The following is a 25,616-nucleotide window of genomic DNA, read 5'->3' as shown; positions in this document are numbered from 1 at the left end:
CCGGCTTTTCTTAACCGGCACCGGTTATGTAACGTTATAAAAAATTCATATCCAGCTGATGGGTAACCGCAAGTCGGCTGACAAACTCTTCATCGTGCGACACTATCATCAAGGTGCCCTGCCAGCTTTGCAAGGTTTTTTCCAGCAGCATGCGTGAGTCGAGATCGAGAAAGTTTTCCGGCTCGTCCAGCAGTAATAATTCCGGCTGTTGCGGCGCATCGCCCACCGCCAGCAATGCCACTTTCATTTGCTCGCCATAACTTAATGCCGCCAATGGCAAGTGAACTTTATCGGCATCCAGGCGGAGATTGGCCAACCGCGTGCGCCATAAAGTTTCCGACACGGTATCATTCCAGCGCTGTAAAAATTGCAATGCTGACAGCGATTTATCCAATAATGAAAAATGCTGATCCAGATAAACCACCGCCGTTTTCAGCTGGCAGTCACCTGCTCGCGGTGGCAGCAAGCCGGCCACTACTTTTAACAGCGTGGATTTACCGCTGCCGTTATCTCCGTTGATGTGCCACCGCTCACCGCGAGAGACGACCAAACTGAAAGTTTGATGGCACACAAACGGCAACTGCAATGCGGAAAAAAGTACCGCATGACCGGCATGCCCCGGCCGATTCGGCAACACCATGGCTTGCGAGTCCAACTCAAATACTTTGTCGCGACTGTCCTGAAGCTGCTGCGTTAACTGCGTTTGTTGTTGCGCGTTTTGTTGCTTTAAACGGGAGAGGCTTTGCTCGGCACGGTTTTTTTGTCGGTCGAGCAGCAAGCGGCATTGCGATCCCGAGGTGCGTAATTTTTCGCCCTGCTTGCGCCTGCTCGCCGCACGCTGTAACGCCACCTGTTGCAGATGCTTGTGTTTACGAACTTCACGTTCGGCGTGCGCCACTGCGTGAGTGGCAGCAGCCAGCAGGCGATTTTTTATGGTGTAGTAGCCGTCATAGTTTTCACCATAGATATGCAACCGGTCAGCAGTCAATTCGAGAATGCAGTCCATGTCTCTCAGCAAGGCGCGGTCATGGCTGGCAATAACACAACCCCCGCCATGCTGCTGTAATTTTTTCCGCAGCCAACGCCGTCCGTTATGATCCAGATGGTTGGTAGGCTCATCCAGCAAGATAAATTGCTGCGCATCCATAAAGGCACTGCATAACCGCAACCGCGACAGCTGGCCACCACTCAACTGACTGGCATCATCCGCCAGATCAATAGAAACACCGGCATCCTTTATGGCGGCACGCCATTGATCCGGTAAGTGCCAGGCGCCCTCCAACAACGAAAAATCGCTGTCGGTCGCCTCGCCTTTTTCCAAACGCATCAAGGCATCATAGCGTTCAGCCACCCCCAAAATATCTACCACCCGGTTACCAGCGGTTGATGCCGTGCGAAGCGGAAAAAAAGGCCGCTGCCAATTAACCGCACCCGTGGTTGGTTGCAGGGTGTGCGATAAAATGCTTAACAGTAAGGTTTTACCCTGGCCATTCGGCGCAACCAGACCGTGACGGGCAACTGGCAAAGAGGCCGATAAGCCACGGAATAAAGTGCGATGACCAAATTGAATAGAAAGATCGGAAAATTGACAGGCAATCGTCGTCATACAAGCTCCAGAACAGAACAGATGACGATCAAACCTTTAACAGAAACAGGAAGAACACCACCTGTCATGCGAAAATAAATCGACGTTAAAACGTCGAGTCAGATTTCGATGATCTCAGGAGTGTTTGTTCATGATAGCGATAACTCCGCCGGGGATAAAATCAGAAGAAAATGTTTGCTTGCCGCGAACAGTAACAAACGATGCGAAGGTAAGACAAGCACCGGGAGAAAAAATTCCAGGTGCCTGCTCGCCGATACCATACCGAATAGCCACTGGCAGGCAGATCATACATCCATAAAGCGTAAACCGACACCTTCACTGGCAACGCGCACCACTTCCATTTGGAGTACCGGTGCGTCTTCCATCATCCCTTGCACCTGTGCCGTCACCACCGAACCGACCGGAGGAAAATCCTCCGGGGCGGCGATAACAAATACACCGGTATCAGAAATATCACGGCTTTTGACGGTGAACTCACCCAACACCGCATCAGTAATGCGGATGTTACATGTAAAAGGCGTTCTTACCGAACCCCGCTGTTCCTGACCTGCCATGAGTGATTCCTTCGTTATTTTTTTGCTTACTTTTCGGAGACTTCTACCTGATCCACTTTCTGGAACCCACGCGGCAGTTTGTTACCACGTCTGCCACGCTCACCACGATAATGCTCAAGATCAGCTGCTTTTAAGGTGATGTGACGCTTACCGGAATACAGCGTCAACTGCTGACCCGGATGAATCACGCTCACGGCAATAACATACTCCTCGCGGGTTAACGCCCTCGCCGAGGGAATATTCATAATCTTGTTGCCTTTACCGCGCGCCAGCTCCGGCAGCTCTGTTACCGGGAATACCAGCAAGCGGCCATCGTTGCTCACCGCCGCCAGTAATACCTGCGTTGGGTCTTGCAATAATTGCGGCGGTAATACGCGTGCGTTTTCCGGCAGCGTCAGCAGGGCTTTACCGGCTTTGTTTTTACTGAGCAAATCGCCCAGTTTGGCCACAAAGCCGTAACCGGCATCGGAAGCCAGCAGTACACGTTGTTCGTCCTGCCCCATCAACATGCCTTCAAAGGTTGCACCACTGGGCGGATTAATACGTCCACTCAAGGGTTCACCCTGGCCGCGAGCCGACGGCAGGTTGTGCGCCGGCAATGAATAACTGCGGCCGGTAGAGTCCAGCAAAATAACATTCTGGTTGCTCTTGCCGTGCACCGCAAATTTGAAACTGTCGCCCGCTTTGTAACTGAGCGATACCGGGTCAATGTCATGGCCCTTGGCAGCGCGAATCCAGCCTTTATCGGAAACCACTACCGTTACCGGATCAACGCTCAGTAATTCGGTTTCGCTGAACGCCTGGGCTTCGTTACGTTGCACAATCGGCGAACGACGATCATCGCCAAAAGCTTCCGCTACTTGTACCAGTTCTTTGCGCACCAGCGTTTTCAAACGGGCAGCCGAGTCGAGAATTTTTTGCAGCTGGTCGCGCTCTTTCTCAAGGTTGGCCTGCTCTTCGCGAATTTTTATCTCTTCCAAACGCGCCAACTGACGCAGTTTGGTTTCAAGAATATATTCGGCTTGCATTTCAACCAGGTTAAAGCGTTCCATCAACACCGCTTTGGGGTGTTCTTCTTCGCGGATGATACGAATGACTTCATCGACATTGAGGAACACAATCATTAACGCGGCAAGACGCAGCAAGCGCTCTTCCACGCGCTCCAGACGGTGCTCCAGACGGCGACGGGTGGTATCGGTGCGAAAGCGTAACCATTCGCTGAGAATGGTTTGCAGTGACTTGACGGCCGGCCGGCCATCAATGCCAATCATATTCATGTTGACGCGGTAGGTTCTTTCCAGCTCGGTGGTAGCAAATAAATGCTGCATCACCTGCTCCAGATCAACACGATTGGAGCGCGGGATAATAATCAACCGCGTGGGGTTTTCGTGATCCGACTCATCGCGCAAGTCGGCAACCATCGGCAATTTTTTCGCCTGCATCTGGGCAGCGATTTGCTCCAGTATTTTGGCGCCGCTGACCTGATGCGGCAATGCCGTCACCACGATATCGCCGTTGTCTTCATCCTTGTGCCAGACCGCGCGCATGCGCACGCTGCCACGGCCGGTTTCGTACATTTTTATCAGTTCTTCGCGCGGCGAAATAATTTCCGCCTCGGTGGGCATGTCCGGGCCCTGAACAAACTCGCACAAATCGCTAACGCTGGCCTCGGGGTTATCCAGCAAATGCAAGCAGGCGCTCACCACTTCGCGCAAATTGTGCGGCGGAATATCGGTGGCCATACCCACAGCAATACCGGTGGTGCCGTTTAATAAAACATTGGGTACACGAGCGGGCAACACCGAGGGCTCGTCCAGCGTGCCATCAAAGTTGGGCACCCAGTCAACGGTACCCTGTGCCAGCTCTTCCAGCAAAATTTCGCTGTAGCGGGTCAGCCGCGATTCGGTGTAACGCATCGCCGCAAAGGATTTTGGATCATCCGGCGAACCCCAGTTACCCTGGCCGTCAATCAACGTATAGCGATAGGAAAATGGCTGCGCCATCAGCACCATCGCTTCGTAGGAAGCCGAGTCGCCATGCGGGTGGAATTTACCAATCACGTCACCCACGGTACGGGCAGACTTTTTGTATTTGGCCGATGCCTTCAGCCCCAGCTCGCTCATGGCGTAGACGATGCGGCGCTGCACCGGCTTCAACCCGTCGCCAATGTGTGGCAGCGCGCGGTCGAGAATTACGTACATCGAATAATCGAGATAGGCTTTTTCGGTGTAATCTTTCAGAGAGATGCTTTCATCCGCATCGGGACGTGCAATTACAGCTGTCATCAATAATCCTGTTTGGTCAATTACTTCGCGGCCGGAGCTGACGGCTGCGGCGGGCTGAAATCACATTCTGGTCAGGGCATGGTCAAGGGAATGACGCCGGTTTCTTTCACTCGCATGGCCGGCAGCCAGCTACTGAAATCCAGCTTGGCATCAATACTGTAGTTAACGCCCTGATTGCCCACGCCACGCCGACCAAAGTATTCGGCGAGGCGCACCAGTTCCAGCACATTGGCCGTGACCTCTAAAGATACCGGCGTTTCTTCATAGGCTTTTAATACCGGAACCTTGCTGGTTACGCCACTCAGCACCGGAAATTTTTCAATACCGATGGTATAGGAGATACCTTTAAGCGACAAATCTTTCCCGTTCGGGTTACTGATGCTAAGCCCAACGCCAATACGCTGTTGCAGCCCCTGTGACGGCAACAGCGACAGGCTGGTGACCTTGACCACCGGCTGTTCCATCGGCGGCTGAAATGCCGCACAACCGGACAAAATTGCAGCGATTAATACCAGTAAACCGATGGTGATGCGCTTTGTGGTGATCATACTCAGCTCCTGTCGCTGTCTGGATTACCGATGAAGCGGGCCGCCCCGTGGACGGGATATCGCCGCAATGGCAGGAAGTTTATACCGCTCGTCGGTTTCCTGCCGTTGAAAAGCGGTCGCATCGAATTGGTGTGACCGGTTTCACACAGATTTTGACGACAATCGTGATGTAATTCGCAACATGTTGTTTTGCTTCGGCAGATGAAATACGGACCATCACGACTTGCCTCGCGGCGGGAACATTATTCAGGAGTATCATGCCAACAGAATTGCTAGAGAGAGATGACATCGCCGGCTGCCGGGAAATCCGCTTTCTCGACCGCCAGGAGTCCAACTATCCCACGCTGATGCGCTTTTGTATGGATTTTGATCTCTGCGTTTTACAAATTATGCCCAACGATGGCCAGACTGCCAGCCTTCCGATATTTGCACTGGTCAATGGCGATTACGCTTCTGCCACCATTCAGCTGCACTGCCCGGCGATGCCTTCGCTGAAGAGCCTCGAACAACATGTTCAACAACACCAGATTGATATTCTGCACGATTATTTATTTGATTCCGCCGAACCGCCAATGACCCGCCAGGGGTTTTAAGGCTGACATCCCGCTCCGCTGCTGCCGTGATGTTCAGGGTGAACCAGCATCACCCACCACCTTCCAACCGGAACGAATCTTCACCGAAAAAGCGCTATCGGCAGGTTGTGTGTGGGCCGGGTCGATTTCGGCACGTTGCCGCGCTTCGACCAAGGTCAACTGATTACTGATCCAGCCCCGCTGCCACGCCAGGCCATCAAAGAAACCCGGCAACACCAGACGGTAATCAGTAAGGCCCCACCAGTGGCGAAAGTCCGGGTCATGCTTGACCAGATTGGTTAAGCAGTTATCCAGCAAGGTGTTGTAAAAGGCCGGCTGCTGCTCTATCGCCTGGGCGTCATTGAGGATGCCACGCAGGACATAGCGCTGCTCTTCCGGTGTGAGTTGCAGCGGGTAGAGCAAAACCCGCTCCTGCCGAATATGCGAGCGCAGCCCGATAATATCGGCCTCTGTCCCCAGCACAATCATCTTGTGGTAACGCCGCAACAGGCCTTTGAGCGGACTGTAGGATTGGGAGGCATTGAGACGCGCCTCAACCGAGGCCACCAGGAAACGCTGATCGGAGAATTCAAAGCTCAGAAACGTGTGCGCCAACCCCATGGGCGCAAAATGGGAGATGCCCAGCCAGATGCGTTGCAACCCGGCGAGGTCAATTTGCTCATCAAAATAACGGGATTCGGCCACCGAAGCATCCGGGTGATAGCGAAAGTCGCGTATCCCGGTAATGTGGTATTGCCCTTCCGCACTGCTGGTAATAGTGGGGATTCGCCCTTGCAGCGCGCCCCACTCGCCTTCATGGGTGGGCGTGAGCCGGAACACCAGCGCCACCACAACCAACAGCACCAGGGCAAAAAAAATTAACACCAAGCGAAGCCGGAAGCGCCGGGAAGGCATAGCTCACCCACTCAGGGCGCGAGTTCCTGTTCAAACTCTTCCAGCAAATCCAGCGGCTCCAACTCCTCGCCTTCCAGTTGGCTGTTCCAATTGATGCCCACCAGGATTACGTCTTCATGCATGCCGGGCAGCCAATCTTCAAGAAACTCTTCAAGATCAATAGCGAGCGGAACGTATTCAGCCCAGTCATCCTGCGCGTGCAGGCGGGCGAAATCCTCCCGTGACCAAAAGGGAATTACGTCGGCATTGGGGCGGGTTTCCGACTCGCATACTGCCCAGCCATCGGTGCCCTGCAAGGCCCACACGCAACCATGTTCAATGGCCTCGACAATAAAGCGATCAAAGTTTTCGCTGAGATCTTCGCCAAGCGCTTCGTCTGTCATGATATTTACTTCACCGGAAAAGAGAAAAATACTGCTGTTATTTACAACACCCGCTACACACTACAACACCAGATGCGCGCCCTGATTACGCAGCCACTGGCGGGACTGTCGCCATTCGGGGCAAACCTGCTCAACCAGTGACCAGAAGGCCGCACTGTGATTGTGATGTCGCAAATGGCACACCTCGTGCGCCACAAGATAATCGACTATCGCATCGGGTGCCAGAACAATATACCAGTTGTACTGGATATCCCCGCGGGTGGTGCACTGTCCCCAACGCGACCGCGTGACTTTAACGGAAACGTTACGCGCCACCAGTCCCATACGGGCAGCCAGCGCGTGGGTTCGTTCAGTCAACAGCGTTAATGCCTGCTGCTGGTACCAACCGGCCACCAGCCGTCGGGTTTGCTCTTCGTCGGTCAGGCGGCTGCGGCGGGATAACTGCACGCGCAGAAAATTATCTTGCCGCAATACACCTGCCCCTGCGGCCTGCTCAATCTGCAAGGTAAGAACACCATCCAGATAGGGAAAGCATCCGCCTTGCTGGTAGTCGCGCACCGGTACGGTATTGATACGCCGGGTTTGCTCGGCGATTTTTTCCAGAATCCAGCGCTGCTTTTTGGCGACGAAGATCAGCAACTGTTTTTCGCTGATCCCCGGCGGCGCTCTGAGGATGACCTCGGCATTACGAATTTCAATACTGCTGGTGCGACGCCTCGCCGAACGAACGATGCTGAATTCGAACGGAAAGGGGCGATCCGCCATCTCTTTATCAAGGTGCAATTAACTGACTCCCGCCCGGCCACAATATGTCGCCGGCACTTGCGAAAAAACATCATCCCGGTCCGAATGCAGACGGTTTTTGTTACCATGCGGCCTTACTGGATAAATCCCGTTTACTTTGACCCGGAATGACTGAACATTATGAATGATAAGCTTTTCTGCCTGTTACAGCACCTGACACCACAGCATGCACTGTCCCGCGCGACCGGCTGGTTTGGACGCACACAAAACACCTGGGTCAAAAACACCTTTATCAACTGGTTTGTGAAACGCTACAACGTGGATATGTCACTGGCGCAGGAAGAAAATCCACTCGCGTATGCCAGCTTTAACGACTTCTTCACCCGGCGCCTGAAAGACGGCGCGCGCCCGATTGACAGCAACCCGAGCAGCATTGTTTCACCTGCCGACGGCGCCATCAGCCAGCTGGGCGATATCGTCAACGGCCGTATTTTCCAGGCCAAAGGCCAAAGCTACACCACCACCGAATTACTGGGTGGCGACGCCGAACTGGCGGCCGAGTTTGATCAGGGCAGCTTTGCCACCGTTTATTTGTCCCCGCGGGATTACCACCGCGTGCACATGCCTTACAGCGGCGTATTACGCACCATGGTGGCCATTCCCGGTGATTTGTTTTCCGTTAACACCGCAACCGCTCAGGAAGTGCCTCGCCTTTTTTCACGTAACGAGCGTGTAGTCGCCATCTTCGATACTGACATTGGCCCCATGGCGGTGGTATTGGTCGGCGCGATGATTGTGGCCGGTATTGAAACCGTCTGGGCAGGCGAAGTAGCGCCGTTCAAACGTCACATCGAAACCACTCGCTACCGCGGTCTGGATCGCAACATCAGCCTGGCCAAAGGCGACGAGATGGGATTGTTCAAACTTGGCTCTACCGCCGTGGTTCTGTTCGCCAAAGACCGCATGCAGTGGGACCCGCACTACGAAGCAGGCACGCCCACGGTGATGGGTGTTGGTATGGGTAACGCCGTTCAGGTCTGAAATTCAGCGAGTAAAAACTTGAAAAACCAGGCGCCACCTTAAGGCTGGCGCCTGGTTTTTTTATTTTACCGGTTCATCATGCAAGGCTTTACGCAAGCGCACCGGATCGCGTCTTTTCCGCATTTTGATATTGAGCATCTCAACGCCCAGCGAGAAGGCCATGGCAAAATAGACGTAACCTTTGGGTACGTGAACGTCGAAGCCTTCAACAATCAGCATAACGCCAACCACCACCAGGAACGACAGCGCGAGAATCTTGATCGACGGATGCGCATCGACAAAATCGCCGATGGCTTTGGCTGAAAGCAACATCACCAGCACCGCAAGAATAATGGCAATGGCCATAATCGAAACATGGTCAGCAAGGCCTACCGCAGTAATCACCGAGTCCAGCGAGAAGACAATATCCAGCACGGCAATTTGCACCAGCACCATGCCCATATTCGCGGCTACCACCTGCTGTACGCTTTCCTCTTCACCTTCAACACTGTTGTGAATTTCATGGGTTGCCTTCATCAACAGGAATAACCCGCCGCCAATCAAAATAATATCGCGCCCGGATATTTCCTCGCCGAGTACGCTGAACCAGGGTTCAGTTAATCCCATAATCCACGCCAGTGAAAACAACAACCCCAACCGGGTAATCATTGCCAACGACAAACCCACTCGCCGGGCAAAGGCGCGCTGGTGGGCAGGCAAACGCCCCACCAGAATGGAAATAAAAATAATGTTGTCGATACCCAGAACGATTTCCAGCGCGGTCAGTGTTGCCAACGCAACCCAGGCCTCCGGACTTGCAAGCCAATCAAAAATCATAGACTGATACCATCAGAATGAAAGGAGTAGAGAAGACATAGCGCTAACCGGATTTTTGAATACCGTTTTTTGCGTCGCAAATCGGCGAGCCGCTTCTATTCTAGCGCCCGCCAAAGCGCTTTGCTGCATGGGGAAAGAAATAAATTCAGAAGAGATAAAGTGCGATGAGGCCGCAGCCGGAAGGATAAAAAAGGCGCTGTTGCCAACAGCTATCAGGAAGCGCGAGCGCGGCGCTGGATTTTGCTAAACAGCGCGAGGATGCCTTTGCGCTCGCTTTGCATCAGGTAGCTGTCACGAATGGCGGTGATGTCTATCTCCAGCGTGCCCGGCTCAAGGTCGCGGGCAATTTCTACCTTTTCAACTTCCCGGCGGGTTTTCTTGCCGGAGTCAATCAGCGCCTGCTTGCGCTTGTCGTCTTCCGACAAATCCAGCAGTACCGGTTCCAGCAAGGTATTTTTCATGGCATCGGCGACGATCATGACCTTGGGCTTCAAACGACGCTCAAAGTTTTGTTCAACCACCACCGCCACTTCGCCGGTGCTTAACTCGACCAACGTACCGGTGGGATACAAACCGATGGCGCGAATAAATTCAACCACCAGCTCTTCCTGATAGTCGATGTTGCGCAACTCATACAAACGGGCAACTGCACGTGAGGGCGCGATCGGATAGCGTGAACCACGTGGATTGGTGATGAAATCGTAAAAGGTAACGATGCCGGCAATTTTGCCCAGCAAAGGAATTTTATCGCCTTGCAAACCGGCCGGAAAACCCGACCCGTTAAGGCGTTCGCAATGGGTTTTCACCACACTGATAACGCGCGGCTCTACGCCGGGCGTTTGTCGGAGAATGGACGCACCCAGCTCAACGAACGCGCGATAATCAATTTCTTCCTGCGCGTTGCGTTCGGCTTTTTCCAGCAGTGACTTGTCCAGCAAAACCTTGCCAACATCTTTCAGCAACACCGCCAGCGCCAGCACATCGAGATCGCGCTTGGACAAGCCGATATGACGACCAAACAAAATCGCCCACACCGAGCAGCGCAAGGCATGGCTATAGGTGTATTCGTCTTTTTCCTGCACCCGGGACAACCAGGTAAAGGCATCCGGATTGCGCAATACGCTGTCGACCATTTCGCTGGCAACACGACGGGTTTCATCGAGAGAGGTGTTGTGCAGCTGATTTTTTTCGAGCAAGTCGAGCACTTCAACCACGGCACCGTACACTTTTTGATGCAACTGGCGAGCGCGCTTTACTTCTTTGCCGAGCGGCTGAATTTCGCGGTAAAGCTCTCGCTGAATTTTCAGCGGCGCTACCGACTCCACCACATGGGCCGGCGACAGGCGAGGCTTGCGCGCGGCGGTACGTGCGGCATTATTGATAGTTTTGAGATTGACGGCGACCGGGCCACGGCCTTTTTCCACATCAATGTAGACATGGTTGCAGATGGTCTTGATGCGATTGATCTCGTCGAGATCACGCAGGTAAAACCCTTGCAATGGAAACGGAGTTTGCGACCATGGGCGATCCAGCCCCGACACATACATGCCGATGGTCAACTCGTTTACATTGAGCTTTACCTGTTTGATTCCCACCGTTGCTCTCCATCTCCAACCAGGGTTGGGGATTGTTCCATTGAGTAATGCGCCATTTTAGTCAAATGTTGACCAGGACACCAGTTTTCCCGCGTAACCGATTAGCACAACATTAACGATGAAATTCCGCCGACAAATCATGGACTGCACGAATAAAGGCACCCGCATGTTCGGGGTCAACTTCGGGTGTAATACCGTGACCAAGATTAAATACGTGGCCACTACCCTGCCCGTAGGACTTGAGGATATTACCAACTTCTTCGCGGATGCGGGATGGGCTGGCATACAAAATAGTGGGGTCCATATTACCTTGCAGCGCAACGCGCTGACCGACTCGCTGACGGGCCAGACCAATATCCGTGGTCCAGTCCAAACCTAACGCCTCGGCACCGGTGTCGGCCATCAACTCCAGCCACTGACCACCGCCCTTGGTAAACAGAATAACAGGCACTCTACGCCCTTCATTCTCGCGTAACAAGCCTTGTACAATTTTTTTCATGTAGCGCAGAGAGAACTCCTGATACGCCTGATGCGACAAGGCACCGCCCCAGGTATCAAAAATTTGCACTGCCTGAGCACCGGCGAGGATCTGGGCATTCAGGTAGGCAATTACCGAGTCAGCGAGAATATCCAGCAGCTGATGCATTTGCTCAGGCTGGTTGTAGAGCATTTGTTTGGCCTGGCGGAAATCGCGGCTGGAGCCGCCTTCGATCATATAAGTCGCCAGCGTCCAGGGGCTGCCGGAAAAACCGATCAGCGGTACACGGCCATTCAATTCGCGACGAATGGTGCGAACCGCGCCGGTGACGTAAGGCAGGTCCTGCTCGGGATTAATCACTTTCAAGGCGTTGATATCGGCCGCGGTGCGCACCGGCTTTCTGAATTTGGGGCCTTCGCCTGTTTCGAAATACAAACCCAAACCCATGGCATCGGGAATGGTGAGGATGTCGGAGAAAAGAATGGCGGCGTCCAGCGGATAGCGTTCCAGTGGCTGTAAGGTAACCTCGCAAGCCCGCTCGGGGTTGGTGCACAAGCCCATAAAGTCACCGGCTTTGGCGCGGCTGGCCCGGTATTCCGGCAGGTAGCGACCGGCCTGACGCATCATCCACACCGGCGTTACATCAACCGGCTCTTTCAACAAAGCTCTCAGAAAGCGATCATTTTTCAATTCAGTCATCAGGCCCATCCGCACACAGTTCAATAAGATTCGGCATTATACCCGGTGTCACCCGACATTACCTGGCAACCGCTGATTCCGCGGTTTGCATAGGGTCGAGCAACACCAGATTATGTTCGATGCGGGTAAGGTGCCAGCCAACGCGGTGCATCCAGCGCCCGGTTTCCATCAAACTGATGCCCTGCTTCAACTCAATACTGCCGCGGGCAATTTGCTGCATGGTAAGTTCTCGCAAGTGGTCTTCCTGGCTTTCAAGTTGCTCCACCAGCAAGGATGCCTGGTGCGGGTCAAGTTTGTCTTTCTGCAACAAATCCTGGGTTAGCTGCAAAAGCATCAGGCGGGCGGAGTGCAATTCTTCACCATGATGCAACACCAGAACCACGTTTTGATTCTGGCAGCGGTCATAGAGGCGTTGCAGGTGATCGAGCAAATGGATGCACGCCAGCAAGCGCTCCCACTCTTTTCCGGCACTGCTGTCGAGGTGCAACATATCAAGATATTGGCGGGTTTCTGCCAGGGCCACACCGGTATTGGCCAACGATATAGCCCGTGGTGACTCACCGAGAATATAAACCAGTTGCTGTGCCAGCAAACGCGCTTGCCCGGCGAGCAATTTTTGCACCTCGGCCAGCGCCAGCTCCGGGTATTTGAGCAAGCTGTTGTCCAGCAAGGTTTGCTGCTGCTCAGGCTTTTCGGGAAACAAGCGCTCAATAAAACGCGCGTATTGGCCAATGAAAGGCAAAATCAAAATCACCCCCACCAGGTTAAACAAGGTGTGAAAACTGACCAGCGCGATTTCCGCAAGCGGTACATCCGGCAGCAAGCTTTGCCAGAGAAAAATATAAGGGGTAATCAGAAAGATCGCGCAGCCGCTGACAATCGTGTTGAAGACGACGTGCGAGAAACCGGTGCGGCGAACATGCACATTGCCGCCGATAGTGGCGATGGCCGAGGTGAAGGTGGTGCCTACGTTCATACCGACCACCAGCGCCGCCGCCTGTTCGAAATTCACAATGCCGGTGTGCAACGCCGCCAGCGTTGAAATCACACCGGCGGTGGAGGATTGGGTCAGCAGCGTAAAGGCCACGCCGACCAGCATCAATATCAACTTGCCGCCCAGGTTATCGGCAGCGATAAAACCGAGGTCAACATGCTCCTGTAAACCGGCCATGCCTTGTTGCAAATTGACGATGCCGACAAACACCAGACCAAAACCGGCCAGCGTATAAGCCAGCCCGGAGCGCCGTGCGCCGCCGAATAATCGCAACAAGGCGCCCACCAGAATCAGCACCGAGGCGATAGCCCCCAGCTGCAATTTGAAACCGACAATCGCCACCAGCCAGCCGGTAAAGGTAGTACCAACACTGGCCCCCAGCACCACTCCCAACGCTTGCGAGTAAGCCAGCATACCGGCGCCGACAAAACCCACGGTGATGATGATAGTGGCACTGGAAGACTGGGTAACCACCGTGGCCAACAGGCCGGTTAATACGCCGGTACGCGGGCTGCGGGTAAAGCGCATCAGCGCCTTGCGCACCGATTCGCCGGCCATATTTTTCAATCCCTCGGTCATCAAACTCATGCCGAGTAAAAATAAACCTATACCGCCGGCAACTTCCACGGCGACGCCAGACAAACTGACCATGACTTTTCACTCCCGCGAAAACACAACTGCCGCCCACCCCGTTGGAGGTGGGCGGCAGTCAGAGACATTACCGCAGAAGTTTAACCGGTCGGCCGGTTGAACGCCTATATATCAGTATTACACGCCGAGATAGTCAAGGATGCCGGAAGCCGCTTCACGACCTTCCCAGATCGCCGTAACCACCAGGTCAGAACCGCGCACCATGTCACCGCCGGCAAACACTTTCGGGTTGCTGGTCTGGAACTTGTACAACTGGTGCTCCGGGGCAATAACACCTTGCCAATCGTTCAGGGCAATATGGTGATCCTTCAACCAGTCCGGCGGGCTTGGACGGAAGCCGAAGGCAATCAGCACCACATCGGCTGGCAGAATTTCCTCACTGCCTTCCACTTCTTCCGGGCGACGACGGCCTTTTTCATCCGGCGCTCCCAGACGTGTCGTTACCACTTTCACGCCTTCAACCTTGCCATCGCCCACAATCGCAATAGGCTGACGATTGAAAAGGAAGTTCACGCCCTCTTCTTTCGCATTGGCCACTTCACGGCGGGAGCCTGGCATGTTTTCTTCATCACGACGGTAAGCACAGCTAACGCTGGCTGCGCCTTGACGAATGGACGTGCGGTTACAGTCCATCGCGGTGTCACCACCGCCCAGCACCACCACACGCTTGCCATTCACGCCAACAAAATCGGCCGGATTTTTTTCAAAACCCAGATTACGATTGACGTTGGAAATCAAAAACGGCAGCGCATCGTGAACGCCTGGCAGGTCTTCACCCGGGAAGCCGCCCTTCATGTAATTGTAAGTGCCCATGCCCATGAAAACTGCATCGTAATCGCGCAGCAATTCTTCCATGGTGATGTCTTTGCCCACTTCGGTGTTCAAACGGAATTCCACACCCATTTCGGTGAAGATTTCACGGCGACGGGACAGCACACTTTTTTCCAGTTTGAATTCCGGAATACCAAAGGTCAGCAGGCCGCCGATTTCCGGATAGCGATCAAACACTACCGGACGAACACCGCTGCGCACCAGCACATCGGCACAACCGATACCGGCAGGGCCTGCACCGATGATGGCGACTTTTTTATCGGTCCACACCACTTTGGACATGTCCGGACGCCAGCCCATGGCGAAGGCGGTATCGGTAATGTATTTCTCGGCATTACCAATGGTTACCGCACCAAAGCCATCGTTAAGCGTACAGGCACCTTCACACAAACGGTCCTGCGGACAAACACGGCCGCACACTTCCGGCAGCGAGTTGGTTTGGTGGCTGAGCTCGGCGGCTTCAAAAATATTGCCTTCGGAAATCAACTTTAACCAGTTGGGAATAAAGTTGTGAACCGGGCATTTCCATTCACAGTAAGGATTACCGCATTCCAGGCAGCGATGCGCCTGCCCCTCTACCGCGTTTTGGCTGAAGGGCTGATAAATTTCAACAAATTGGTGGCGACGAACAGTAATGTCTTTTTTCGCCGGGTCCTGACGACCAACATCAATGAATTGAAAAATGTTGTTCAAACGTGCAGTCATGATAGTTGCCTCTTAACGTTCGCCAGGTTATTCGCCGCGCTGTTTAAAACTGTTTAACAAACCTGCCAAACTGGCAGCTTTGGGTTTTACCAGCCAGAACTTACCGAGGTAGTCGTCGTAGTTTGACAACAGCTCCTCGCCCCATTGACTTCCCGTCTCCTGCACAAATCCGGCAATGATGCTGCGCAAATGATTGCGATGCGCTTCCAATGTTTCAGCCTCGATGCGGTGAATATCAACCAGTTCGTGGTTGTAGCGATCCACGAAATCGTTGGCTTCATCCAGCACGTAAGCAAAGCCGCCCGTCATACCGGCACCGAAGTTAACGCCGGTTTGACCCAGGATGGTGACCACCCCGCCAGTCATGTATTCACAACAGTGATCGCCAGCACCTTCGACAACGGCTTCAACACCGGAGTTGCGCACCGCGAAACGTTCACCCGCGGTACCGGCTGCGAACAGCTTGCCACCGGTGGCACCGTACAAACAGGTGTTACCCATAATGCTGGTGTGGTTGGATGCAAAAGTAGAACCCTTCGGCGGACGAATCACCAGCTTGCCGCCAGCCATGCCCTTGCCCACGTAGTCGTTGGCATCGCCTTCCAGATAGAGGTTCAAACCACCGGCGTTCCATACGCCAAAGCTTTGACCGGCAATGCCGTGCAAGCGCAGCGTGATGGGCGCGTCATTCATTCCGGCATCACCGTAACGCTTGGCAATTTCACCACTGATACGGGCGCCAACAGAGCGATCGCAGTTGGTGATGTGGAAACTGAACTCACCGCCTTTTTTCGCTTCGATAGCCGGCAGCAATTCACGCACCATGGCTTCGGCCAATTCGCCTTTATCAAACGGATGGTTTTTATCCACAGCACAGAGTTGCGGCTTGGTTTCCAGGTAATCGTCGGTATAGATAATAGGACTCAGATCCAGCTGTTTTTGTTTCTCGGTCTGACCTTCCAGCACCGTTAACAAATCCACGCGCCCCACCAGATCACCCAGCGTACGCACACCCAGGCGTGCCATCCATTCGCGGGTTTCTTCCGCCATAAAACGGAAGTAATTCATCGCCATTTCCACGGTGCCGATGTAGTGGTCCTTACGCAGTTTGTCTTCCTGGGTAGCAACACCGGTCGCACAGTTGTTCAGGTGACAGATACGCAGGTATTTACAACCCAGCGATACCATCGGGCCGGTACCAAAACCGAAACTCTCCGCGCCCAGCATGGCTGCTTTGACTACATCGAGGCCGGTTTTCAAACCGCCGTCAGCCTGCACGCGCACTTTGTCACGCAAGTCATTGGCACGCAGGGTTTGATGGGTTTCAGAAAGCCCCAATTCCCACGGCGAGCCGGCATAACGGATAGAAGACAGCGGGCTTGCCGCGGTACCGCCGTCATAACCGGAAATGGTAATCAGGTCGGCATACGCCTTGGCCACACCGGCAGCAATGGTGCCCACGCCAGGGCGAGATACCAGCTTGACCGAAATAAGTGCGCCCGGGTTAACCTGCTTCAGGTCATAAATGAGCTGCGCCAGATCTTCGATCGAATAAATGTCATGGTGCGGCGGTGGTGAAATCAAAGTAACGCCTGGCACCGAGTGACGCAGACGGGCGATCAACGGATTCACTTTACCGCCAGGCAACTGACCACCTTCGCCCGGTTTTGCACCCTGGGCGACTTTGATCTGCAGCACTTCAGCGTTTACCAGGTAAGCCGGCGTAACACCGAAGCGGCCGGAAGCAACCTGCTTGATTTTGGACGACTTGATAGTGCCGTAACGCGCCGGGTCTTCACCGCCTTCACCACTGTTGGAACGACCACCCAAACGGTTCATGGCTTCTGCCAGGGCCTCGTGCGCTTCCGGTGACAAGGCACCCAGCGACATACCGGCCGAGTCAAAGCGACGGATGATAGTTTCAATGGGTTCCACTTCGTTCAGCGGAATCGGTTTGATATCTTCACGCACCTTCAACAAGTCGCGCAGCATGGCGACCGGGCGATGATTGACGATGTCGGAATAGCTGCGCCACAGCGAATAGTTGCCGGACTGCACCGCACGCTGCAAGGTTTGCACAACATCCGGGTTGTAGGCGTGATATTCGGAGCCATGCACATACTTCAGCAAACCACCTTGCACGATAGATTTGCGCTCAACCCAGGCACTTTTGGCGAGGATTTTCTGGTCGGCTTCCAGATCTTCAAAACGCGCACCCTGAATACGGGACGGCGTGCTGGCAAAGCACATGGAAACCACTTCGTCAGACAAACCGATGGCTTCAAACAACTGCGCACCGCGATAAGAGGTCACGGTAGAAATACCCATCTTCGACAGGATTTTCAGCAAGCCCTTATCAATACCTTTACGGTAGTTTTTGTAAGCGGTATCTACGTCGGTGAGCAACTCGCCGGTTTCGATCAAATCGTTCAGTACGTAGTAGCTGAGGTACGGATAAACCGCTGTTGCACCATAGGAGATCAGTGCTGCAATTTGGTGCGGGTCACGCGCAGCTGCGGTTTCAACCAGAATATTGGCATCACAACGCAGGCCAACTTCGGTTAAATATTGGTGCACTGCACCAACAGCGAGCAAGGACTGAATCGGTAACAATTCTTTGGAAAGTTTGTTATCACTCAAAATCACCAAAACGGTGCCGGAGCGCACGGCGTCGGCAACGTCAGCACAGAGTGCTTCGAGCGCCTGCTTCAAATTGGTGCGAGCAGCATCGTAGTGCAGCGGGAATACTTTGTGTGCATAACCTTCGCGATCAAGGGTTTTAATCGCCCGGAATTTTTCCGGCGACAACACCGGCGACGACAAGATAACGCGATCAGCATGAGCTTCGGTTTCTTCGTAAACAGAAAGCTCACGACCAAGACAGGTTTCCAGCGACATCACAATCGCTTCGCGCAGCGGATCGATGGGCGGGTTGGTTACCTGGGCAAATTGCTGACGGAAATAATCAAACACCGAGCGCTGCTGGCGTGACAGCACGGCCATCGGCGTATCGTCCCCCATGGAACCCACCGCTTCCTGACCGCCTTCGGCAATCGGACGCAGCAACTGATCACGCTCTTCAAACGAGACCTGGTACATTTTCATGTAGGCCTTGAGCGCAGCACTGTCGATGCCGTTTTCACGGACGTCGGAATTGAGTGTGGACTCAATACGCAGCGCACGGCTTTTCAGCCATTGCTTGTATGGCTGGGTAGATTTCAGCTGATTGTCGATATCAGCCGTTTGATGCAGCTCGCCGGTCAGGGTGTCGATGGACATAATTTGTCCTGGCCCCAGACGACCTTTGGCCACCACGTCAGCCGGATCGTAGTTATAAACACCCACTTCCGATGCTACCGTAATAACATCGTCTTTGGTGATTACCCAGCGGGACGGGCGCAAACCGTTACGGTCAAGCGTACACACGGCGTAGCGACCATCGGTGATTACCAGGCCGGCGGGGCCGTCCCACGGCTCAATGTGCATGGAATTGTATTCGTAGAAAGCACGCAGGTTCGGGTCCATGCGCTCGACGTTTTGCCAGGCCGGCGGCACCAGCATACGAATGGCACGGTGCAATTCCATACCACCCAGCAGCAGGATTTCCAGCATGTTATCGAGGCTGGATGAGTCTGAACCGGTGCGGTTTACCAACGGCGTTACGCTCTGCAACTCAGGCAGCAACGGCGTCATGAATTTGGGGGTACGCGCGACAGACCAGTTACGGTTGCCCACCACGGTGTTGATCTCACCGTTATGAGCCAGCATGCGGAACGGCTGGGCCAACGGCCACTGCGGCATGGTGTTGGTCGAAAAGCGCTGGTGGAATACACAGATCGCCGTTTCCAGACGCGGGTCCGCCAGATCCAGGAAGAAGCTGGGCAGGTCTACCGGCATCATCAGGCCTTTGTAGGACACCACTGTGGCGCTCAGGCTGGACACATAAAAGGTTTTGTCGTCCGCGAGGCGCAATTCGGCCTTGCGGCGAGCCATAAACAAGGCAGCATCAAGCTGCTGCTTGCCCAGATCACGGCTGTTAATAAAGAGATGGGTAAAGCGCGGCAACGATTTAAGCGCGATAGGCCCAAGGCAATCACTGTTGACCGGCAAGGTTCGCCATCCGGCAACTTCCAGACCTTGCGCGTGGATTTCCTCTTCCACGATCTGACGCACAACGGCGGCGCGATCATCATCGCGGCTCATCATGATGCAACCCACACCATAGATGTCCGTCAGTTCGGCCACGCCGGCTTCCCGGGCGACTTCACGTAAAAAGCTATCCGGCTTTTGCAATAGCAAACCACAGCCATCGCCAGTCTTGCCGTCGGCAGCAATACCGCCACGGTGTGTCATGCAAGCCAGGGCTTCAATAGCGGTTTTAAGGAGACGGTGGCTGGTTTTACCTTTCAGGTGGGCAATCAGGCCGAAGCCACAATTGTCTTTGAACTCATCCAACCGGTAGAGGCCAGTGTTCATAGGCGTTTCTCGCTTAAATCATTCATAGGCAACTGCGATAAGTATTGTCGTAATTCAATAATTTGTATCGCAGACAAAAAAGCCCCTCTTCGGGGCTTCACGCAATCGTCGAACTGCAATTCACGGCTGCGGGCTATGGCAGATCGATGCCACGGTGCATAGAGGAGTAAAGCAATATATGTACCAACCAAAATCGCGCACTTTCGGTGCAACCTGAACTAAACGCTATTACTCACTGAAAAATAGGGAAAAACGCCAAAGAACGCACAAAAACACTGAGAATCATATAGCAGAAAGGCTTTTTGCCCTGGTGGCACTTTATCAATCATTCGGAATAGGCTAAGTTACCGGCCTGCGGGGCTTTTCAGCATAAAACACAGGTTTTAAAGGCCTCCAGGCACCATTTTGGACACGGTTTTAACAATAAGGCCAAAAGTGGTCGTGCCGCATGGTTTTTGCACCACAAATGCACACGAGCACCAAGCCATCGCACCAATATATGGCACACACTGATGACTCAGGAAGATATCATGCACTCAAATATTCCCAGGCTTTCTCTGCTTAAACTCGTCTCCATCGGTTCGCTGGGGTTAACACTGCTGGCATGTGGCGGCGGAGGCGGTAACCGGGTCGACGGCATTACCAACCAGCCAGGATCGGGAAGCTCCAGCTCGGTGTCCACGGTAAGGATTATCGGTGTTGGATCAGGCGGTGACTTTAAAGCAGGCGAAATAGGCGTAGGCGTAGGAAGTGACACGCTATCAGCAGGCGGAACAACATCCCTGACGATTAACCTCGTTAATGCAGATCGCTCCCTCTCAACAGATACCACATCGATTGCATTTACGTCTCGTTGTATCGCGGCTAATGAAGCAACCTTGTCAGCCAACCCGGTAACCATCACCAACGGCCAGGCCTCTGTCAGCTACACAGCTAATGGCTGCGCCGGACGAGATGACATCACCGCCACTGCCAACCTTAACGGCACGCTGCTAACCGCCAAAGGCAGTATCAATGTTGAGCTGGATACCATCAGTTCAATCCAGTTCGTGGATGCCACACCACAACAAATCAGCCTTAAAGGAACCGGGGGCAACGAAACCGCCAGTGTGCGCTTTCTGGTAAGAGGCAGTACCGGTGCTCCGATCAAAGGAACCTGTGTTGAGTTTGATCTGAATACCCGCGCTGGCGGAGTAGACCTCGTTAATAGCAAATGCGACTCCAGCGATGCTCCCGATGCCAAGCGTGCAAAAACCAACGAAGAAGGCCATGCAACCATTGTTGTACAAGCTGGCTCCGTGGCGACCCCGATAACCGTGAATGCCAGACATCTGGATACCGGACTTTCCACACAGTCACGCAACTTATACGTATCAACCGGCGTACCTGACCAGAAGAGTATGTCTTTGTCTGCATCGGTAAGAAACCCGAACGCCTGGAACGTCGATGGCGAAAACGTTAGCTTCACTATTCGCCTTGCTGATGCATTTAATAACCCCCCTGCCGATGGAACCAGCGTTTCGTTCACCACCAGTGGCGGCTCTATAACCCCGAGCTGCACCACAGCAAATGGCGTATGTAGCGTCACATGGACCAGTCAGAATCCCCGCCCTGATCCACGCCCTGCGACCCCCTCACGAGTAGGCCATGTTCGCGTGTTGGCACATACCACCGGTAATGAATCCTTTATGGATGTTAACGGTAATGGCTGGTATGACTTTGATGTAGATGTTTTTGCCAGCAACAACGCCGCCTGTGAGTTCAATGTACCACCAGCATCGGCAGAAATGGGCAGGCTTGCGTGCGATGACCTCGGAGAAGCCTTCCTTGATTCCAATCACAGCGGCAAATTCGACAATGGCGAATGGTTCATGGACTTTAACCAGAATGGTGCCCGAGATGTCGCTGACGGACTATACAACGGCGTATTGTGCCGGGAACAGGATGCCACCGATGGTAAATGTACCCGCAGCGGTGTCACCATCCGCCGTGATTATTTGATCATTATGTCCAGCAACATTCCTTATACCGAGAATGGCAGACTGCAAGGCCAACCAGCTGTACTTCCTTACACAGGCGGTAACTTTGAAGCATGGCTTGCCGATCAGCACGGAAACCCGCTCCCTGCAGGCACCAAAGTTCTTTTCAGTGCTGCAAATGCAAGAGGGATGGCAGTTACTCCACGCGATGAAATCACCATCCCATCAACCTACGACACACAAATATTGATCGCAGGCGCAACCATGACGGGAAATGACGTGCCAAGCGGCTATCTGGAAGTTGTCATCACCACACCGGATGGACTTGTCACCTCAATGATGACAAGAATCAGCAGCCCACCGCCAACTATTCCAACCCCAAACCCAACCCCAACCCCTAATCCGGAATAAATGGTTGGTATCGTAAAAATATAACTCAATAAAAAAGCAGCCCACTGGCTGCTTTTTTATTGCCTGCAATACAATCAATTCCTTTGTCGCAATTCCTGCTGAATATCTCTTAATACTCTCGGCCATGGCCCGCCTTTGGATTGCACGTCCGGTAATCCTGCAACAGCCGCTCTGGCTTCTCCGGAATTTTGATAGCGCCCGACAACAACCACGAACCAATCCTTGCCTTGGCGGGTACTGCGAAACAGCAACAGGTCATCACGATTTGGCTGAGCGGCAACAAAATCGGCAGCAGCCTTGCGATTACTAACGCCAAGCAACTGCAAGGTATATTCGCCGGAGCCCCAGGACATCAACACCTGCTCATCCGCGCTCAGACCCGATGCAGGGGAAGTAGTCGTCGCGGCCGCAGAACTGCGAGCTGCACTACTGACGGCAGAGGATACGGCAACAGAAAAGGCCGATGAGGCAAGCACCGGCGGCGGCAGAGAAACGACATCGCGCTCTCCACTCAACACTGGCGCAGGCTCCTCGGTAAGGCTGACCTCCGAATCGCTAATAGCGGGAGCCGCGACCGACATGGCAGCAGAAGAGGATGCAAGGGATGCCTCGCTGGACGAAGAAACCGCCTGCAGGTTCAGCGGGATTCGCTGGGTTTTCGGAATGTCTGTCGAGTCATCCCCACCACGATAAAACAACGCCATGAGAATGGCGCAACCCAGGGCCGCAGCTGCCACAATATGCACCAGCGGAAAGTTTTTAGTTTCGGTGGTTTTTGCTTCCGGCAAAGTAGTGCTTAGCAGGTGCTCGCGCGCCTTGCTGTGAATAACCGACAAGCGCCCCTGGGCAGAGCGCCACCATGGGCTAACCAGATTTTCGCTGAAAATATCCGGCCCGAGATAATCAGCCATCTCCATACGAAAGCCAATATAATCCACGGTTTCGGATAAGGTCAGAGCAGGCAGCGCGTAATCATTGACTTGCGTCGGGATAACCGGCAAGTTTTTCAGGCGATCCACCAGCAGTGCATCACCAATTAACACCGCCTGGAATTTTTGATGCGCAGCATCAGCAGAGCGGGTAATTCTCAACAAGGCTGCAATAGTTTCGTCATCAAGATGATGCGCATCGTCAATGACGATTAACGAAAAACCGTGCTCTTCCGAAAAATTATCAGGGTCGGTGAGAGCGCTGATCAACTGGCCTGTGGTAGCGCCCGCGGTTTCAAACCCGGCGTGCGCAGCAATATGCTGCAATAGCACATCGGCCTGTAAAGTTGGCAGCGCGCTGATGAAACAAACCTGTGATTGATCCAGCGATTCATAAAGCGCCAGCGCAAAACGGGTTTTACCAACGCCTCGATCACCCGCAACAACCGTTACGCCCTGACCAAACTGGCACAGATGGATGACCTGCTCGAGCAACTCACCACGCTGTCCGCCGGTAAAAAACGGATAGTAGGGTTCTTCGGAAAAGGGATCCATGGATAAGCCATAACGCTGACGATAATCCTGAATCGGTTCATCACTGGATAATATATCGGAATGGCCGGATGGATCCCTTGCTGAAAAAGATTCTTCCTTTGGCTCCCGGGGTGGTTCAGCACTCATTGGCGCCCTCCTGCATTCAAAACCCTATTCATTTTTATTGACGGCCGGCCTTCACCATTAACGGCAGGCAGCAAACGTTTCTGCAAGCAGATCGGTGTCAATATCGCTGGTGACGACGGCGTTGCCCATGGCTTCCAGCAGCACCAGCCGCAAGCGGCCATCCAGCACTTTTTTATCGACGCCCATCAGTTCGACAAAACGCGCTGGCGTCATATCGTCAGGTGCGGTAACCGGCAATCGTGCACGAACCAGCAAATCCCTGACTCTCGCCAACTCGTCAGCACTGATATCGCCGCGCCGCCAGGAAAGATCTGCAGCCATTACCATGCCGGCAGCGACTGCTTCACCATGCAACCAATTGCCATAGCCCTGCGCCGTTTCAATCGCGTGGCCAAAGGTGTGGCCAAAGTTAAGAATGGCCCGAATACCGCCTTCATGCTCGTCCGCCGCAACCACTTCGGCCTTATTCCGGCATGATCGTTCCACGGCATAAGCAAGGGCTTCCTGATCGCCAACCAGCAAGCGGTCAACATTCTGTTCCAGCCATTCAAAAAATGGATAATCGGAAATCAGCCCATATTTGATAATTTCTGCAATACCCGCCGACAGCTCGCGCGGTGGCAAACTGCCGAGCAAGGTCATATCGGCCAATACACAATAAGGCTGATAAAAAGCCCCGATCATGTTTTTACCCAGCGGATGATTTACGCCGGTTTTACCGCCGACCGATGAGTCGACCATCGCCAGCAGAGTAGTCGGCACCTGAATAAAACCAACGCCACGCTGATAACAGGCAGCAGCAAAACCGGTCATATCACCAACAACCCCACCACCCAGCGCTATCAGCGTGGTGGTGCGGTTGTGCCGTGATTCAAGCAGACCATCAAAAATACGGTTTACCACTTCCAGCGTTTTGAAGCTTTCCCCATCGGGCAGAATGACCGTGTGGATCTGATAACCATCCAAAGAGGCTTTTAGCCGGGAAAGGTACAGCGGGGCGATAGTCTCATTGGTAACAATGCAAACCTGTTTGCCAGGAATATGGGGCTGCAGCCAACGGGACTCGCCCAGCAAATGCTCACCGATATAAATAGGGTAACTGCGATCACCAAGATCGACGGTTAATTCATGCATGACAACCACCCGGGACTTGAACAATAAAAAATGAAATTCTCCCGCACTTTACCATAGGCACAGCCTGTTAGCGGTTGGCAGAGAGAACCAGAGAGGCAATTTCCATCGCGACAGATTTGGGCGAGCGGCGATCGGTGTTGATAACAAAATCGGCGGCCTGGCTGTACAAAGGGTGCCGATGCTCCAGAAGATCAATGATTTTCTGACGCGGATTCTCAACTTGTAGCAGCGGGCGCTTCTTATCGCGTGCGGTACGCTCCACCAATTGATCAATGGAGGCAGTGAGATAACAGACGTATCCCGACGATTGCATAATGCCGCTGTTTTCCGGACGCGTGATAATCCCTCCGCCGGTGGCTACGACCAGATTTTTCCCGGCAGCCAACTCAATCAATACCGCGGTTTCACGATCGCGAAAGCCGGACTCACCTTCCATGTCAAAAATCCATGGAATGTCGGCACCGGTTCGCTCCTCGATAACGCGATCACTATCATGGAAAGACAGAGACAACTCGGTCGCCAAAAGGCGACCGATGGTAGATTTGCCGACCCCCATGGGGCCGACAAGGTAGATATTTTTTTCCAACAT

19 protein-coding genes are annotated in these 25,616 nt (G+C 53.6%); 3 read left to right on the top strand and 16 right to left on the bottom strand.

Translation table 11 applies throughout. The features are described from left to right. Positions 1–34: 34 nt before the first annotated feature. From C4F51_RS03550 to C4F51_RS03535, 4 genes are all read right to left on the bottom strand, one after another. Entirely contained in the window at positions 35–1,606 is a 1,572-nt protein-coding gene (locus C4F51_RS03550) for an ATP-binding cassette domain-containing protein (RefSeq protein ID WP_193907211.1), read from the bottom strand. A gap of 284 nt (positions 1,607–1,890) precedes the next feature. Continuing rightward, positions 1,891–2,160, bottom strand: a complete 270-nt coding sequence (locus tag C4F51_RS03545; protein ID WP_193907210.1) for a PilZ domain-containing protein — start codon at positions 2,158–2,160, stop codon at positions 1,891–1,893. Positions 2,161–2,186: 26 nt separating this feature from the next. Continuing rightward, on the bottom strand, positions 2,187–4,445 hold the full coding sequence (gene parC / locus C4F51_RS03540; RefSeq protein WP_193907208.1) for a DNA topoisomerase IV subunit A: 2,259 nt from the start codon (positions 4,443–4,445) through the stop codon (positions 2,187–2,189). A gap of 71 nt (positions 4,446–4,516) precedes the next feature. After that, the gene (locus tag C4F51_RS03535) at positions 4,517–4,993 is read right to left on the bottom strand and encodes an LEA type 2 family protein (protein WP_193907206.1); all 477 of its coding nucleotides are present in this window, start codon (positions 4,991–4,993) and stop codon (positions 4,517–4,519) included. A gap of 257 nt (positions 4,994–5,250) precedes the next feature. Here C4F51_RS03535 and C4F51_RS03530 point away from each other — a divergent pair, with 257 nt between their 5' ends. After that, positions 5,251–5,586 carry a hypothetical protein gene (locus C4F51_RS03530; protein WP_193907204.1) on the top strand — a complete coding sequence of 112 codons (336 nt, stop codon included), beginning with the start codon at positions 5,251–5,253 and terminating at the stop codon, positions 5,584–5,586. 33 nt (positions 5,587–5,619) lie between these two features. Here the strand turns inward: C4F51_RS03530 and C4F51_RS03525 are convergent, their stop codons facing one another. From C4F51_RS03525 to C4F51_RS03515, 3 genes are read right to left on the bottom strand one after another with little or no spacing between them, the layout of a single operon-like run. Then, positions 5,620–6,450: a lipoprotein N-acyltransferase Lnb domain-containing protein gene (locus C4F51_RS03525; RefSeq protein WP_193907202.1), complete on the bottom strand. Its 831-nt coding sequence runs from the start codon at positions 6,448–6,450 to the stop codon at positions 5,620–5,622. Positions 6,451–6,491: 41 nt separating this feature from the next. After that, complete coding sequence (locus tag C4F51_RS03520) at positions 6,492–6,863, bottom strand: DUF2750 domain-containing protein (RefSeq protein ID WP_193907200.1); 372 nt, start codon at positions 6,861–6,863, stop codon at positions 6,492–6,494. 60 nt (positions 6,864–6,923) lie between these two features. Then, positions 6,924–7,646, bottom strand: a complete 723-nt coding sequence (locus C4F51_RS03515; RefSeq protein WP_235992269.1) for a M48 family metallopeptidase — start codon at positions 7,644–7,646, stop codon at positions 6,924–6,926. Positions 7,647–7,787: 141 nt separating this feature from the next. On the opposite strand from C4F51_RS03515, the gene asd reads away from it, so the two are divergent. Beyond that, entirely contained in the window at positions 7,788–8,648 is an 861-nt protein-coding gene (asd, locus tag C4F51_RS03510) for an archaetidylserine decarboxylase (RefSeq protein ID WP_193907198.1), read from the top strand. A 60-nt stretch (positions 8,649–8,708) separates the two neighbouring features. Here the strand turns inward: asd and C4F51_RS03505 are convergent, their stop codons facing one another. From C4F51_RS03505 to gltB, 6 genes are all read right to left on the bottom strand, one after another. Further along, the gene (locus tag C4F51_RS03505) at positions 8,709–9,464 is read right to left on the bottom strand and encodes a TerC family protein (protein ID WP_202987602.1); all 756 of its coding nucleotides are present in this window, start codon (positions 9,462–9,464) and stop codon (positions 8,709–8,711) included. A 212-nt stretch (positions 9,465–9,676) separates the two neighbouring features. After that, positions 9,677–11,059 carry an HD-GYP domain-containing protein gene (locus tag C4F51_RS03500; protein ID WP_193907195.1) on the bottom strand — a complete coding sequence of 461 codons (1,383 nt, stop codon included), beginning with the start codon at positions 11,057–11,059 and terminating at the stop codon, positions 9,677–9,679. A 112-nt stretch (positions 11,060–11,171) separates the two neighbouring features. Then, positions 11,172–12,236 (bottom strand): uroporphyrinogen decarboxylase, encoded by a 1,065-nt coding sequence (hemE, locus tag C4F51_RS03495; protein ID WP_193907193.1) that lies wholly within the window; start codon positions 12,234–12,236, stop codon positions 11,172–11,174. Between the two features lie 58 nt (positions 12,237–12,294). Further along, a complete protein-coding gene (locus tag C4F51_RS03490; RefSeq protein WP_193907191.1) occupies positions 12,295–13,881 on the bottom strand; it encodes a Na/Pi cotransporter family protein in 1,587 nt (528 codons plus the stop codon). A gap of 117 nt (positions 13,882–13,998) precedes the next feature. After that, positions 13,999–15,417, bottom strand: coding sequence for an FAD-dependent oxidoreductase (locus C4F51_RS03485; RefSeq protein WP_193907189.1), 1,419 nt, complete (start codon positions 15,415–15,417; stop codon positions 13,999–14,001). A 27-nt stretch (positions 15,418–15,444) separates the two neighbouring features. Beyond that, positions 15,445–19,893 (bottom strand): glutamate synthase large subunit, encoded by a 4,449-nt coding sequence (gene gltB / locus C4F51_RS03480; RefSeq protein ID WP_193907187.1) that lies wholly within the window; start codon positions 19,891–19,893, stop codon positions 15,445–15,447. A 530-nt stretch (positions 19,894–20,423) separates the two neighbouring features. Here gltB and C4F51_RS03475 point away from each other — a divergent pair. Then, entirely contained in the window at positions 20,424–22,283 is a 1,860-nt protein-coding gene (locus tag C4F51_RS03475; protein WP_193907185.1) for a hypothetical protein, read from the top strand. A 74-nt stretch (positions 22,284–22,357) separates the two neighbouring features. Here C4F51_RS03475 and C4F51_RS03470 read toward each other — a convergent pair whose 3' ends face one another. The 3 genes from C4F51_RS03470 to aroK form a co-directional block, all read right to left on the bottom strand. Further along, positions 22,358–23,893 (bottom strand): AAA family ATPase, encoded by a 1,536-nt coding sequence (locus C4F51_RS03470; protein ID WP_193907183.1) that lies wholly within the window; start codon positions 23,891–23,893, stop codon positions 22,358–22,360. Positions 23,894–23,950: 57 nt separating this feature from the next. Beyond that, positions 23,951–25,027: a 3-dehydroquinate synthase gene (gene aroB, locus C4F51_RS03465; protein ID WP_193907181.1), complete on the bottom strand. Its 1,077-nt coding sequence runs from the start codon at positions 25,025–25,027 to the stop codon at positions 23,951–23,953. 67 nt (positions 25,028–25,094) lie between these two features. Next, positions 25,095–25,616: a shikimate kinase AroK gene (gene aroK / locus C4F51_RS03460; RefSeq protein ID WP_193907179.1), complete on the bottom strand. Its 522-nt coding sequence runs from the start codon at positions 25,614–25,616 to the stop codon at positions 25,095–25,097.

The sequence above is a fragment of the Cellvibrio polysaccharolyticus genome, assembly GCF_015182315.1.
In the GTDB taxonomy this organism is placed as follows: Bacteria; Pseudomonadota; Gammaproteobacteria; order Pseudomonadales; family Cellvibrionaceae; genus Cellvibrio; species Cellvibrio polysaccharolyticus.
This window is presented reverse-complemented; position numbering and strand designations above follow the sequence as displayed.

Excerpts from the sequence above, each read along its gene's own strand:
- C4F51_RS03505 (WP_202987602.1), bottom strand. The coding sequence starts at position 9,464 with ATGATTTTTGATTGGCTTGCAAGTCCGGAGGCCTGGGTTGCGTTGGCA.
- C4F51_RS03535 (WP_193907206.1), bottom strand. The coding sequence starts at position 4,993 with ATGATCACCACAAAGCGCATCACCATCGGTTTACTGGTATTAATCGCT.
- C4F51_RS03545 (WP_193907210.1), bottom strand. The coding sequence starts at position 2,160 with ATGGCAGGTCAGGAACAGCGGGGTTCGGTAAGAACGCCTTTTACATGT.
- C4F51_RS03470 (WP_193907183.1), bottom strand. The coding sequence starts at position 23,893 with ATGAGTGCTGAACCACCCCGGGAGCCAAAGGAAGAATCTTTTTCAGCA.
- C4F51_RS03475 (WP_193907185.1), top strand. The coding sequence starts at position 20,424 with ATGCACTCAAATATTCCCAGGCTTTCTCTGCTTAAACTCGTCTCCATC.
- parC (WP_193907208.1), bottom strand. The coding sequence starts at position 4,445 with ATGACAGCTGTAATTGCACGTCCCGATGCGGATGAAAGCATCTCTCTG.
- aroB (WP_193907181.1), bottom strand. The coding sequence starts at position 25,027 with ATGCATGAATTAACCGTCGATCTTGGTGATCGCAGTTACCCTATTTAT.
- gltB (WP_193907187.1), bottom strand. The coding sequence starts at position 19,893 with ATGAACACTGGCCTCTACCGGTTGGATGAGTTCAAAGACAATTGTGGC.
- C4F51_RS03485 (WP_193907189.1), bottom strand. The coding sequence starts at position 15,417 with ATGACTGCACGTTTGAACAACATTTTTCAATTCATTGATGTTGGTCGT.
- hemE (WP_193907193.1), bottom strand. The coding sequence starts at position 12,236 with ATGACTGAATTGAAAAATGATCGCTTTCTGAGAGCTTTGTTGAAAGAG.
- C4F51_RS03490 (WP_193907191.1), bottom strand. The coding sequence starts at position 13,881 with ATGGTCAGTTTGTCTGGCGTCGCCGTGGAAGTTGCCGGCGGTATAGGT.
- asd (WP_193907198.1), top strand. The coding sequence starts at position 7,788 with ATGAATGATAAGCTTTTCTGCCTGTTACAGCACCTGACACCACAGCAT.
- C4F51_RS03530 (WP_193907204.1), top strand. The coding sequence starts at position 5,251 with ATGCCAACAGAATTGCTAGAGAGAGATGACATCGCCGGCTGCCGGGAA.
- aroK (WP_193907179.1), bottom strand. The coding sequence starts at position 25,616 with ATGTTGGAAAAAAATATCTACCTTGTCGGCCCCATGGGGGTCGGCAAA.
- C4F51_RS03520 (WP_193907200.1), bottom strand. The coding sequence starts at position 6,863 with ATGACAGACGAAGCGCTTGGCGAAGATCTCAGCGAAAACTTTGATCGC.
- C4F51_RS03550 (WP_193907211.1), bottom strand. The coding sequence starts at position 1,606 with ATGACGACGATTGCCTGTCAATTTTCCGATCTTTCTATTCAATTTGGT.